The organism is Duganella paludis, from assembly GCF_054461335.1.
The window spans coordinates 2,595,309-2,607,599 of sequence record NZ_CM136922.1 but is presented as its reverse complement, the minus strand read 5'-3'; the positions used below and the strand labels follow the sequence as shown (position 1 = coordinate 2,607,599).

Below are 12,291 nucleotides of genomic sequence, written 5' to 3'. Positions count from 1 at the left end.
AACCAAAACTTTACTTCTCCCAGATTCGCTGTGGCGCCGTCGGCGCCACAGCATACAAGTCAAAGCTTGATGACCATAGTAAGTCGGTCCCACCCCTTCCCATCCCGAACAGGACCGTGAAACGACTCTACGCCGATGATAGTGCTGCAACCAGTGTGAAAGTAGGTTATCGTCAAGCTAGTTATTAAGTGAGAAGGCCCGTTCAATGTGAACGGGCCTTTTTGCGTTTACGTCCCCGCTGATCAATGTGATGTGACAGCTGTGCCATATTTGAACAGCACAACCACTGTTTCAGGCGGAAAACCCATGGCATGGCATTTGCTGAATGGCTGTATATCTTTTAAAACAGCCAGGAGACATCCATGCATCATCCCTTCCGCATTCTCGCCGCCGCCACCGTAATCGCTGCTGCGGCCACTACCTCCCTTTACGCCTACGCCCACGGCAATGTGGTGCCGCAAGGCGTGGACACCACCGGCCTGACGCCGCTCGGCGAAAAATGGCTGGACCAGAATCCCTATCGCGGCAACAAGCTCGCGCTGAAAATCGGCTCATCGGCTTACAACCAGAACTGCGCCCGCTGCCACGGCCTGGAGGCCGTCACCGGCGGCATCGCGCCGGATCTGCGCCAGCTCGATCGCGACTGCGCCACCGTCAAGAACGAGACCAAGAAAAAGGCCTGCTACAAGGAGACCGACAACTACTACCTGGCCTCTATCCGTCATGGCAAGGTGCGCAACGGCGCGGTGTACATGCCGCCGTTCGAGGGCGTGTTCAACCAGGAAGCCATGTGGGCCATCAAGACCTACCTGGAAGCCCGCCGCGACGACGCTAAATAATCGGGAGCCGCCATGTCGAGTGCCCGCTTGCGCGCTGCCGCGCTGTTCCCGTTCGCCCTTGCGTTGCTGGGCGCCGCCGTTCCCGCCCGTGCGGACTGGGACAAAATCCGGCAATCCGGTTCACTCAAGGTGGCCGTGTACGATCAGTTTGCGCCGTTCTCCGATCGCGGCGCCGGTATCGACGTGGAAGTCGCGCAGGCACTGGCGGCCAAGCTGGGATTGAAACTCAGCCTGCTGCCTTTCCCCGCCGGCGAAAACCTGAGCGACGATCTGCGCAACATGGTGTGGAAAGGGCACTACCTCGGCTACGGTCCTGCCGACGTGATGCTGCACGTGCCGGTTGAGCCGCAGCTGGTGAACGAGAACGGCAAGGTCACCATCTTCGCGCCCTACCACGTGGAGACGGTGCGGCTGGTCCGCAGCGCAAGCAGCATGCCGGTGTTCGATGGCGTCGATGTGCTGGCCGGCAAAACCATCGGTGTCGAAAAGGTCTCGATCGCCGCCATGGTGATGCTGGGTGAAGGCAATGGCCGCTTCCGCGACAAGGTGCGCATTTTCGACACCGCTGCGGAAGCACTCGAACAACTGAAGGCCGGCCAGCTGGATGCGGTGCTGGCCAACCGTTCCGAGATCGACGCCGTGTTTCGTGACGATCCCGCTTTTCCCTTGAACGAGGTGGCGTTCCAGCGCCTGCCGCGTGCGGGATGGGCGGTCGGCATGGCGGTGCGCAAGGACGATCAGGACGTGGCGAAGCTGCTGCAGGCCGCCGTCAATGAAATGAAAGCCAGCGGTGAACTGAAAACCATCTTCGCCAAGTATGGCGTGCATGAGCAAACACCATGAAGCGCCGCGCGATGGCCGCCGGCGTGCTGCTGGCGTGGGCCGGCACGGCGCTGGCTGAAGAGGCGCCGCTGATTTATCCGTCGACCGCCATGCTGTCGGTGGAGATCATCGGCGTTGCGCCCTTGCCGGGCCTGGGTGTCGACCGCAACCAACTACCCTACCAAGTGCAGACGGCCGGCGCGCGCCTGGTGGATGCTTCCGCCGGCCAGAATCTCGGCGAGTTCATGTCGCGCCAACTCACCGGCGTGAATCTCAACGAGATTTCCGGTAGCCCGTTCCAGAACGACATCAGCTATCGCGGCTTCCGCGCCTCGCCGGTGCTCGGCTCTTCGCAGGGCCTCTCGGTGTATCTGGACGGCGTGCGTGTCAATGAGCCGTTTGGCGACGTGGTGAATTGGGACATGCTGCCGGAAGCAGCGATCAGCAGCGTGATGCTGGCGCCGGGATCGAATCCCTTGTACGGATTGAATACGCTGGGCGGCGCCCTGGTGTTGACCAGCAAATCCGGCAAGAGCCATCCGGGGCTCGATGCCAACGTATCGGCCACCGGCAACGGTCAGCGCCGCGCCGACCTGGCATACGGTTATGACAGCGGCGAACACTGGAACGCCTTCATCGCCGGCACCGCCTTTAACGACAAGGGCTGGCGGGATCAGTCCAGCGGTCACCTCGGTAACCTCTATGCAAAACTGGCCGGCAGCGCCGGCGACAATGACTGGAGCGTGGCGCTGCTGGCGGCACGCAGTCGCTTGATCGGCAACGGCTTGCTGCCGGACGGTTTGTATGAGGAGGACCGCCGGGCCGTTTATACCTCGCCCGACGAGACGCGCAACCGTCTGCGGCAGATCGTATTCAGCCTCACGCATCGCTTTGATGAGCGCACCGAGCTGACTGCCGCACTGTATGCGCGCAACAGCAAGCGCAGCACGGTCAACGGCGACATCAACGATGATTTTATTGAAGGCGAAAGTTCGCATCCGGCCTCTTACAACACCACCGAAACACGGCAGAACAGCCAGGGCTTCAGCGCGCACTTCAGCCGCAACGCCGGCGCGCACCAGCTGGCCGCCGGTGTGACCTTCGACCGCAGTAGCGTGAGCTTCGCGCAGTTCGAACAGGAGGCCGGCTTTGCACCCGATCGCTCGGTCGTCATGGATGACGACGAAGAGCGCGAGGCCGGATCGTCGGTCGATGGCAGCTCGCGCGCCGGCGGCGTCTACGTCGCCGACACCTGGACCGTGGCGCCGGAGACATGGCTCACTGTCTCGGCGCGTTACAACCATGCGCGCGTCAGCAACCAGCTGCGCCGCGACGATGAAGCGCAGGCGCGCGAGACCTTCAACTACCGCAAGCTCAATCCCGCCATCGGCATCGCGCGCGGCATGGGCAATGGCTGGAGCGTGTTTGCCAATCTATCGCAGAGCAACCGCGTGCCCACCGTGATTGAACTCGGTTGTGCCGATCCGGAGCAGCCTTGCCGTTTGCCGGTGGGGCTGCAGTCCGATCCCTACCTGAAGCAGGTGGTGTCGCGCACCGTCGAAGCCGGCGCGCGCTGGCAGGGTGGGCGCGGCGATACGGCTGCGTTATCGGTCTACCGTACCGTCAATCGCGACGACATCCTGTTCCGCAGCGCCGCGCTGGCGCAGCAGGGCTACTTCGCCAACTTCGACCGCACGCGCCATCAAGGCGTGGACCTGAGTGCCATCCGCCGTATCGGCGCTTGGTCGGCGCGCCTGAGCTACAGCTATCTGGCGGCGACGTATGACAGCGAGGGCGATTTGTTCACCGGCGTGCGCAATGTGCATGTCGTCCCCGGCACGCGTCTGGCCGGACTGCCGCGCAATACGCTCAAGCTGGGATTGGACTGGAGCGCCACGGCGGCGCTGACCGTCGGTGTCGATGTGGTGGCGCTGTCGGACATGACCACGCAGGGCAACGAGGATGGCCAGGCCGCACCAGTTGGCAGCGACTGGCGCATACGCGGCCATGCGCTGCTTGGCCTACACGCCAGCTATCAGCCGGCACCGAAGTGGGAATGGTATGCGCGCGTGACCAACCTGGCGAATCGTCGTTACGAAAGCTTCGGTGCGGTCGGAGTGAATATGTTCCCGAACGGCGCATTGCTGCAACCGGGCGCGGAGGCGGAACAGGCGCGCTTTGTGGCGCCCGGCGCACCACGTACGGTGGCGGCCGGACTGCGTTATCGCTTCTAGAATTGGTACTGGGCGCTCACGCCCAGTACCCAGTTGCGGCCAGGAGCGGCTTCGTAATAGCGCTTGTTGGTGTCGCCGACGATCAGCGAACCCACGTACTGCTTGTCCAGCAGATTATTCAAACGAGCGAACTGCTTGAAGCGCCAGCCCTGCCATTGCTGGCTGGCCGTTACCCGCGCATTCAGCACGCCATAGCCAGGCGCCGGTTGGTCGGCGTTGGCGTCTTCCGCATAGATCTTGCTGCTGCCGACAGCTTCCAACGCCGCGCCGAAGCGGCCGGCGCTTTCCTTCCACGCCAGTTCGCCGTAGGCGTTGGCATTCGGGACGCCCGGCAAACGGCTGCCTTTTAAGACCGTGCCGAAGCCCTGGTCGTAGACGGCGCGCAGGGTGGTCAAGGCCACGCGCGTGCTGAAGCCGTATTGCCATGTGCTGTCGAGCGACAGTTCCACGCCCTGGCGCAGCGTGCGGCCGGCGTTGCGGTAGCTGGTGCGGCCACCGCTGCTGCTGTCGACCACCAGTTCGTCGTGTGTGCGGACCTGGAACACGGCGGCGTTGATGCGCGTGTCGCCGCCGATGCGGGCTTTCACGCCCGCCTCCACGTGCGTGCTCTGCGCCGGTTGCAGGCGGAAGTTGAAGCCGCCGCCGGTGCCGGAATAGAACAGCTCATTCAGCGTCGGCGTTTCGAAGCCGCGCGCGGCGCTGGCGTACACATTGAGCGACGGCGCCAGCTTGTACAGCAAGCCCAGTACCGGCGTGGTGTGGCTGTAATCGAGACTGCCGCTGTCGTTGCCGTTGCCGAGGAAGCGATCGTCCACCGAGATTTTGACGCTGCTGTGGCGCAGGCCCGCGCTCAACAACCACGCGCCGGTTTCCCACTCCGCCTGGACGTAAGGATCGAGATTGGTCACCTTGTCGTTTTCGTCGCGCCGCAGCGCGCCTTTGGCGCCGAACTGCGTGCCGATGAAGTTCTCATAGCCTTTGCGGTCATCGCTGGAGCGGCCGTATTCCAGGCCTATGGTGGTACTCAGTTTGCCGCCGGCCAGTTGGCTCACGTGCAGCCAGTTCAGGTCCGTGCCGTAGAAATCGCGGTCGAAATCGACCACGCCGCCCGAGTGTGTGGCGGGCGCCTGGAAGGCCTTGGAGAAGGCCTGGTACTGGATCACGCTGCGGTTGCCGCCGTAGGCGGTGATGCGCAGGCGGTCGTCGCCGAAGCGCTGCTCCCAGTTGGCGCCGATCTGCTGATGGTCGATGCTCTTGCGGGTGTTGTAGCGGTCCGCCAGCGTGCGTTTTGGATTCTGGGTGTCGGTCGTATCGATCTCGCCGGCGCGCGGGTCGCGCTGGTAGGTGGCCCAGGTGGTGCCCAGCGCGTCCTGCGTATCGTCCTGGCGCAGCGCGTTGGCGGTGATGGTCAGCTTGGCGCTGTCCAGCGGCGCCAGTGTCAGTTTTGCGTAGGCCTGGTCGCGGGTGGCGGCGCTGTGGGCGCGGTAGCCGTCGGTTTCAAAACGCGAGGCATCGAGCACGTAGCCGATGCCGGCCTGTTTGCCTTGCGCGTTCAGGTCGGCCTTGCGGCTGCCATAGCTGCCGGCGGTGAGCGAGGTTTCAATCGACGGTGCGCCTTCGCCTTCACGCGTGAACAACTGGATTACGCCGCCGGAGTGGTTGCCGTAGATGGTGGAGAAAGGCCCGCGCAATACTTCGATGCGTTCGGCCATGTCGAGGTTGAAGGTGGCGGCTTGTCCTTGACCATCCGGCATGCTGGCCGGGATGCCGTCGGCGATCAGGCGCACGCCGCGCACGCCGAAGGCTGAACGGGCGCCGAAGCCGCGCGAGGAGATCTGCAGGTCTTGTGCGTAGTTCTGGCGGTTTTGCGCCACCAGGCCAGGCACCGCCGCCAGTGCTTCGCTGGCGTTGACGCGTGCCTGGCCTTCGCGAATGCGGTCGGCGTCGATGACGTCGATCGCGGCCGGCATGTCGAATACCGTGTGGCCGACGCGGGTGGCGCTGATCACCACCACATCGACAGGTTCGGCTGCCAGTTCGGCTGCGATGGCGCCACTGCTGATGGCAAACAGCGCGGCCACCGCATTCAGTGGGAAATGTGCGTGCTTCATGTTGTCTCCGTTTTTTGGTCAGTGTTGTACGGACCAATAAGCAATATACCTGCCATCCGGTTTTTGTGTGGCACGACGATTGCAATGGTGTTGGCATTTCCCTTAAAGGTGATGACATGAACAGCTTCCGCATTCTCGCTTCCTTGCTCGTGGCGCTGAGCACCCCGGCGCTGGCCGCGCCTCTGGCCTATGTGCCGAACGAAAAATCCGGCACCGTCAGCGTGATCGATACCGTCACCGATACGGTGCTGCGCCAGATCGCCGCCGGCAAGCGCCCGCGCGGCATCGCGGCCGATCCGGCAGGCGCACGCCTGTACGCCACCGACGCCGCCAGCAATGCCTTGCTGGTGATCGACGCCGCCAGCGGCGCGGTGGTGCGCAGTATCGCGCTGGGCAAGTCGCCCGAGGGGGTAAACGTGTCGGCGGATGGGCGCTATGCGGCGGTGGCGGTTGAGGAGAGCAACAGCGTCACACTGATCGACACGGCGAGCGGGCAGGTGGCGGCCGATATTCCGGTACGCGGCAAGAATCCCGAGCACGCGGTCTTCAGCCCGGACGGCCGCTGGCTGCTGGTCAGCGCGGAGGAGGCGGAGCAGGTCGATGTGATCGATGTCGCCGCGCGCCGCCAGAGTGGATCGATTGCCGTCGGCCTGCGCCCGCGCGGCATGGGCTTCAGCCCGGACGGCAAGCGCGCCTATGTGGCTTGCGAGCTGGCCAACGCGGTCTACGTGGTGGATATGGCGACACTGGCGGCGGTGGCGCGCATCCCGGCCGGGAAAAATGCCAACGGCATCGTGGTGCATCCGAACGGGCGTCAGGTGTATGTCTCCAACGGCATCGACGCCAGCGTGATGGTCATCGACACCACCAGCAATACGGTGGCGGCCACGATTGCAGTCGGCAAGCGGCCGTGGAATATGGCGCTGACGCCGGACGGCGCCAAGCTGTACGTGGCCAATGGCAGATCCAACAGTGTGTCCGTGATCGATACGGCCAGCGCCGCCAAGCGCGCCGAGGTGATGGTGGGCGAACTACCATGGGGCGTGGTGATCCGTTGAGTGACTGCTCCATCGGCAGACAACTGTCCCAAAGATGAACACTTGTCACACGACCGTGCCACCTCGCCCCCTGTAGTTCCCTCACAAACGGTGCTGGCACGAGGCTTGCGAAAAGAAGAACGTGCACTACCCAACGCCGCCACGCCCGACAGCGAGCGGCCTCATAAAACCACAGCAGAAAGAGGACGACATGAATCTCGCAGACATCAGCAAACTAGGCGTTGCCAACCCGTTCAAACAACGCTACGACAACTTCATCGGCGGTAAATTCGTCGCGCCGGTGAAGGGCGAATACTTCGGCAATATCACGCCGATCACCGGCCAGGTGTTCTGTGAAGTGGCGCGCTCCACCGCCGAAGACATCGAGCTGGCGCTGGATGCCGCCCACGCCGCCAAGGATGCATGGGGCAAGACCTCGCAGACCGAGCGCGCGAATATCCTCAACAAGATCGCCGACCGCATGGAAGCCAACCTGGCGTTGATCGCCACCGCCGAGACCATCGACAACGGCAAGCCGATCCGCGAAACCACCGCCGCCGATATTCCGCTGGCGATCGACCACTTCCGCTACTTCGCCGGTTGCATCCGCGCGCAGGAAGGCTCGGTCGCGCAGATCGACTCGGAGACCTACGCTTATCACTTCCATGAGCCGCTGGGCGTGGTCGGCCAGATCATTCCATGGAACTTCCCTATCCTGATGGCGGTATGGAAGCTGGCGCCGGCGCTGGCCGCCGGCAACTGCGTGGTGCTCAAGCCTGCCGAGCAAACCCCGGCCTCGATCATGGTGCTGCTGGAAGTGATTGCCGACCTGCTGCCGCCGGGCGTGCTGAATGTGGTGAACGGCTTCGGCCTGGAAGCGGGCAAGCCGCTGGCCTCCAACAAGCGCATCGCCAAGATCGCCTTCACCGGCGAAACGGGCACTGGCCGCCTGATCATGCAGTACGCCGCGCAGAACCTGATTCCGGTGACGCTGGAACTGGGTGGCAAATCGCCCAACATCTTCTTTGAAGACGTGATGGATGCCGACGACGCCTTCTTCGACAAGTGCCTGGAAGGCTTCGCCATGTTCGCGCTGAACCAGGGCGAGGTGTGCACCTGCCCATCGCGGGTGCTGATCCAGGAATCGATCTATGAAAAATTCATCGAACGCGCGTTGGTGCGCGTGGCCGCCATCAAGCAGGGCAACCCGCTCGACAGCAGCACCATGATCGGCGCGCAGGCTTCGCAGGAGCAGCTGGAGAAAATCCTGTCGTACATGGATATCGGCAAACAGGAAGGCGCCGAGCTGCTGGCCGGCGGCGAGCGCAATCAGCAAAGCGGTGACCTCAAGGACGGTTACTACGTGCGTCCGACCGTGTTCAAGGGCGACAACAAGATGCGTATCTTCCAGGAAGAGATTTTCGGACCGGTGGTCTCGGTCACCACCTTCAAGGACGAAGCGGATGCGCTGCGCATCGCCAACGACACCCTGTATGGACTGGGCGCCGGCTTGTGGACGCGCGACGGTTCGCGCGCCTTCCGCGTTGGTCGCGCGATCCAGGCCGGCCGCGTTTGGACCAATTGCTATCACCTGTATCCGGCGCACGCAGCGTTCGGTGGCTACAAGCAATCGGGCATCGGCCGCGAGAACCACAAGATGATGCTGGACCACTACCAGCAGACCAAGAACCTGCTGGTCAGCTACAGCCCCAACGCGCTGGGCTTCTTCTAACCATGAGCCACGTCATCGCCCGCGTCACGGCCACGCCGGCGGCGCTCGACATGATCGCCGTCCTGCGCCGCCGCCACGGGCCGCTGATGTTCTTTCAATCCGGCGGCTGCTGCGACGGCAGCACGCCGATGTGTTACCCGGCCGGGGAGTTCGACGTCAGCGACACCGACGTCTATCTCGGCAATCTGAACGGGACGCCGTTCTACATGGGGCGCGAGCAGTTCGAGTATTGGGAGCATACCCAGCTGATTATCGATGTGGTCGAGGGCAACGGCGGCATGTTCTCGCTCGATAACGGCACGGGCCGGCGTTTCCTGACCCGTTCGCGCCTGTTCAGCGACGAGGAGCTGGCGCTCCTGCACCACATCTAGGCAAGTCAAAACCATAATAAACGGAGAAGAACGTGCAAAAGAAAATCATCGCATCGCTGGTGGGGATTTCGATCCTGTCGCTGGCACAGGCGGCCGACGTCACCTCGGCCATGCTCAAGAACGCAGCCACCAGCACCGACAGCGTGCTGTCCTTCGGCATAGGCTCGGAAGGCCAGCGCTACTCGCCGCTGGCGCAGGTGAATACCAAAAATGTCGGCAAGCTGGTGCCGGCGTGGTCGTTTTCCTTCGGCGGCGAGAAGCAGCGCGGGCAGGAGTCGCAGCCCCTGATCTACAAGGGCAAGATGTTCGTCACCGCGTCGTACTCGCGCATCTTTGCGATCGACATGAAGACCGGCGCCAAGCTGTGGAAGTATGAGCACCGTCTGCCGGATGGCATCATGCCTTGCTGCGACGTGGTCAATCGCGGCGCGGCCTTGTTCGGCAACCTGGTCATCTTCGGCACGCTCGACGCGCAACTGGTGGCGCTGGACCAGGATACCGGCAAGATCGTCTGGAAGGAAAAGGTCGACGACTATGCGGCCGGCTATTCGATGACGGCCGCACCGCTGATCGCCGACGGCTTGCTGCTGACCGGCGTATCCGGCGGCGAATTCGGCGTGGTGGGCCGGGTGGAAGCGCGCAACCCGATGACCGGTGAACTGGTATGGTCCCGCCCCACGGTGGAAGGCCACATGGGCCACCGCTACGACAAGGACGGCAATGCAAGCGACAACGGCGTCACCGGCACGCTGAACAAGAGCTGGCCGGGCGAGTTGTGGAAAACCGGCGGCGCCTCGACCTGGATGGGCGGCACCTACGACGCCAAGACCGGCCTTGCCTACTTCGGCACCGGCAATCCGGCGCCATGGAACAGCCACCTGCGGCCCGGCGACAATCTGTACTCGTCGTCCACCGTGGCGCTGGACGTCAAGACTGGCCAGATCAAGTGGGCTTACCAGAACACGCCCAACGATTCCTGGGACTTCGACGGCGCCAATGAATTCGTCACCTTCGACATGAACGGCAAGCGTTACGGCGGCAAGGCTGACCGCAATGGTTTCTTCTACGTGATCGACGCCAGCAACGGCAAACTGCAGAATGCTTTCCCATTTGTGAAGAAGATCACCTGGGCATCCAGCATCGATTTGAAAACCGGCCGTCCCAACTTCATCGCCGCCAATCGCCCGAGCGATCCGACCAAGGGCGAGGAGGGCAAGAAGGGCAGCACGGTGTTCGCAGCGCCGGCCTTCCTCGGCGCCAAGAACCAGATGCCGATGGCGTACAGCCAGCAGACCGGCTTTTTCTACGTGCCGGCCAACGAATGGGGCATGGATATCTGGAATGAGCCGATCAGCTACAAGAAGGGCGGCGCTTATCTCGGCGCGGGCTTCACCATCCGGCCGCTGTTCGAGGACTACATCGGCGCGCTGCGCGCGGTCGATCCGAAGTCGGGCAAGATCGTCTGGGAGGTCAAGAACACGGCACCGCTGTGGGGTGGCGTGATGACCACCGCCGGTGGCCTGGTGTTCTACGGCACGCCGGAAGGCTATCTGAAAGCGCTGGACGCCAAGTCGGGCAAGGAGCTGTGGAAGTTCCAGACCGGCTCCGGCGTGGTGGCGCCGCCGGTCACCTGGCAGGATGGCGACACGCAGTATGTAGCGGTGGTTTCCGGCTGGGGCGGCGCGGTGCCGCTGTGGGGCGGCGAAGTGGCCAAGAAAGTGAACTTCCTCGAACAAGGTGGCTCGGTGTGGGTGTTTAAACTGGCCAAGTAAAAAGTGTCTCCTGTACTTTCGGGTGGCTTCGGCCACCCTTTTTTTTCGATCAAATTCTGAACAGTGCCACGGTACGATTGATCCGATCCGGCACAAGCCCTTTGCGCATAAGGCGCGCTTTCTCCTGTAGCGGTGCGTGGGCACGCAAATTGCCAATTACCCTGTACATCGCTCGATGTACATAAACAATAAAGGGAGATCAAATAATGAAAACCGTATTCATGCTGGGTGCACTGGCCGTCGCAGGAACGCAGGGCGCGCAAGCGGTCGATTTCAAGGCTGGCGATTGGAACGTGGCGCTGGGCGGCATCGTCAACGCCTACTACACGCAGGTGTCGTGCGGCGGCGATGCGGTGGGCGGGCTGGCGCTGGGCGGCAAGGGACTGGGCTGCGGCGGCGAGAACAACCGCACCACCATCGGCAACGGCTTGCTGCCCAACGGTCTGGTGACGTCCGCCACTTCGCGCCAGGGCGACTACGATGTGAAGGCGCTGATCGGCATCTACAACGCCACCGCCACCGACAGCGCGATTGCCGCCAACAGCGGCGTCGATGTGCGCCAGGCCTACTTCACCTTCGGTAACGCGGACATGGGCACCATCAAGCTTGGCCGCGACAACGGCATCTTCGGCTCCGTGATCTTCGCCGACATGACGCTGATCGGCGCCGGCGCACCGGTGCAGGCCACGCAGCGCGGCCGCGTGACGCTGGGCCACATCGGCGCCGGCTACAGCTACGTGGGCTACTACGGCCAGATCGCCTACAGCGCGCCGAAGTCGGCGTCGGGCATAGGCTTCGACGTGGCGCTGCTGAGCCCTGTCGCCGATACGCCGCTCTTGACCGCACCTGCCTACTCGTCGAAAACCAGCCCGCAGGTACAGGCGCAGGTCAGCTATGCCGCCGGCGGCTTCAAAGGCTGGCTGGGCGCCAAGTCGCAGAAGTTCAGCGCCACCGCGCCGGGTGCGCCGGACTTCACGATGTCGGGCGTGGAAGTGGGCGCTTCGTATCAGGCCGGCCCGGTGGGCGTGGTGGCCAACTTCCAGGGCGGGAAAGGACTCGGCATTTTGTCGGATGCGGACCAGGGCGACAACAAGTCCAAGGCTTACTTTGTGCAGGCGACGTACAAGGCTACCGACAAGCTCAAGGTCGGCCTGAGCTACGGCATCAGCCGCAATGACGACAACAACGTCGGCACCGGCGGCTTGAAGTCGAACGCCAACCTGACCGCCGGCGCTTACTACTCGCTCAACAGCGTTATCACGCTGGTCGGCGAAATCGGTCAGACGCGTTCCAAAGGCTTCGCCGGTGGTGAAGGCAAGATGAACGGCGTTTCGCTGGGCGGCATCATCTTCTTCTGATGACGCCTCGGATGA

Annotated in this window: 9 protein-coding genes and 1 rRNA gene; 9 read left to right on the top strand and 1 reads right to left on the bottom strand. The window is 63.2% G+C overall.

The window, feature by feature from the left end; all coding sequences use genetic code 11:
• Nucleotides 1-65 precede the first annotated feature (65 nt).
• From rrf to ACXZ1M_RS11750, 4 genes are all read left to right on the top strand, one after another.
• Nucleotides 66-178 (top strand): 5S ribosomal RNA (rrf, locus tag ACXZ1M_RS11765).
• Nucleotides 179-362: 184 nt separating this feature from the next.
• A complete protein-coding gene (gene pedF / locus ACXZ1M_RS11760; protein WP_459053342.1) occupies nucleotides 363-839 on the top strand; it encodes a cytochrome c-550 PedF in 477 nt (158 codons plus the stop codon).
• 12 nt (nucleotides 840-851) lie between these two features.
• Nucleotides 852-1,682 carry a substrate-binding periplasmic protein gene (locus tag ACXZ1M_RS11755; RefSeq protein WP_459053341.1) on the top strand — a complete coding sequence of 277 codons (831 nt, stop codon included), beginning with the start codon at nucleotides 852-854 and terminating at the stop codon, nucleotides 1,680-1,682.
• On the top strand, nucleotides 1,679-3,895 hold the full coding sequence (locus ACXZ1M_RS11750; RefSeq protein WP_459053340.1) for a TonB-dependent receptor: 2,217 nt from the start codon (nucleotides 1,679-1,681) through the stop codon (nucleotides 3,893-3,895). The genes ACXZ1M_RS11755 and ACXZ1M_RS11750 overlap by 4 nt, the downstream gene beginning before the upstream one ends.
• On the opposite strand, the gene ACXZ1M_RS11745 is transcribed toward ACXZ1M_RS11750, so the two are convergent.
• Nucleotides 3,892-6,006, bottom strand: coding sequence for a TonB-dependent receptor family protein (locus ACXZ1M_RS11745; protein WP_459053339.1), 2,115 nt, complete (start codon nucleotides 6,004-6,006; stop codon nucleotides 3,892-3,894). The genes ACXZ1M_RS11750 and ACXZ1M_RS11745 overlap by 4 nt on opposite strands.
• 116 nt (nucleotides 6,007-6,122) lie before the next feature.
• On the opposite strand from ACXZ1M_RS11745, the gene ACXZ1M_RS11740 reads away from it, so the two are divergent.
• The 5 genes from ACXZ1M_RS11740 to ACXZ1M_RS11720 all read left to right on the top strand — a co-directional run bounded on the left by ACXZ1M_RS11740 (nucleotide 6,123) and on the right by ACXZ1M_RS11720 (nucleotide 12,276).
• A complete protein-coding gene (locus ACXZ1M_RS11740; protein ID WP_459053338.1) occupies nucleotides 6,123-7,064 on the top strand; it encodes a beta-propeller fold lactonase family protein in 942 nt (313 codons plus the stop codon).
• Between the two features lie 190 nt (nucleotides 7,065-7,254).
• Nucleotides 7,255-8,775 carry an aldehyde dehydrogenase gene (gene adh / locus ACXZ1M_RS11735; RefSeq protein WP_459053337.1) on the top strand — a complete coding sequence of 507 codons (1,521 nt, stop codon included), beginning with the start codon at nucleotides 7,255-7,257 and terminating at the stop codon, nucleotides 8,773-8,775.
• 2 nt (nucleotides 8,776-8,777) lie between these two features.
• Complete coding sequence (locus ACXZ1M_RS11730; protein WP_459053336.1) at nucleotides 8,778-9,146, top strand: DUF779 domain-containing protein; 369 nt, start codon at nucleotides 8,778-8,780, stop codon at nucleotides 9,144-9,146.
• A gap of 32 nt (nucleotides 9,147-9,178) precedes the next feature.
• Nucleotides 9,179-10,918: a methanol/ethanol family PQQ-dependent dehydrogenase gene (locus tag ACXZ1M_RS11725; RefSeq protein ID WP_459053335.1), complete on the top strand. Its 1,740-nt coding sequence runs from the start codon at nucleotides 9,179-9,181 to the stop codon at nucleotides 10,916-10,918.
• 206 nt (nucleotides 10,919-11,124) lie between these two features.
• A complete protein-coding gene (locus ACXZ1M_RS11720; RefSeq protein ID WP_459053334.1) occupies nucleotides 11,125-12,276 on the top strand; it encodes a porin in 1,152 nt (383 codons plus the stop codon).
• Nucleotides 12,277-12,291 lie beyond the last annotated feature (15 nt).

Excerpts from the sequence above, each read along its gene's own strand:
- ACXZ1M_RS11750 (WP_459053340.1), top strand. The coding sequence starts at position 1,679 with ATGAAGCGCCGCGCGATGGCCGCCGGCGTGCTGCTGGCGTGGGCCGGC.
- ACXZ1M_RS11740 (WP_459053338.1), top strand. The coding sequence starts at position 6,123 with ATGAACAGCTTCCGCATTCTCGCTTCCTTGCTCGTGGCGCTGAGCACC.
- ACXZ1M_RS11745 (WP_459053339.1), bottom strand. The coding sequence starts at position 6,006 with ATGAAGCACGCACATTTCCCACTGAATGCGGTGGCCGCGCTGTTTGCC.
- ACXZ1M_RS11755 (WP_459053341.1), top strand. The coding sequence starts at position 852 with ATGTCGAGTGCCCGCTTGCGCGCTGCCGCGCTGTTCCCGTTCGCCCTT.
- pedF (WP_459053342.1), top strand. The coding sequence starts at position 363 with ATGCATCATCCCTTCCGCATTCTCGCCGCCGCCACCGTAATCGCTGCT.
- ACXZ1M_RS11720 (WP_459053334.1), top strand. The coding sequence starts at position 11,125 with ATGAAAACCGTATTCATGCTGGGTGCACTGGCCGTCGCAGGAACGCAG.
- ACXZ1M_RS11730 (WP_459053336.1), top strand. The coding sequence starts at position 8,778 with ATGAGCCACGTCATCGCCCGCGTCACGGCCACGCCGGCGGCGCTCGAC.
- adh (WP_459053337.1), top strand. The coding sequence starts at position 7,255 with ATGAATCTCGCAGACATCAGCAAACTAGGCGTTGCCAACCCGTTCAAA.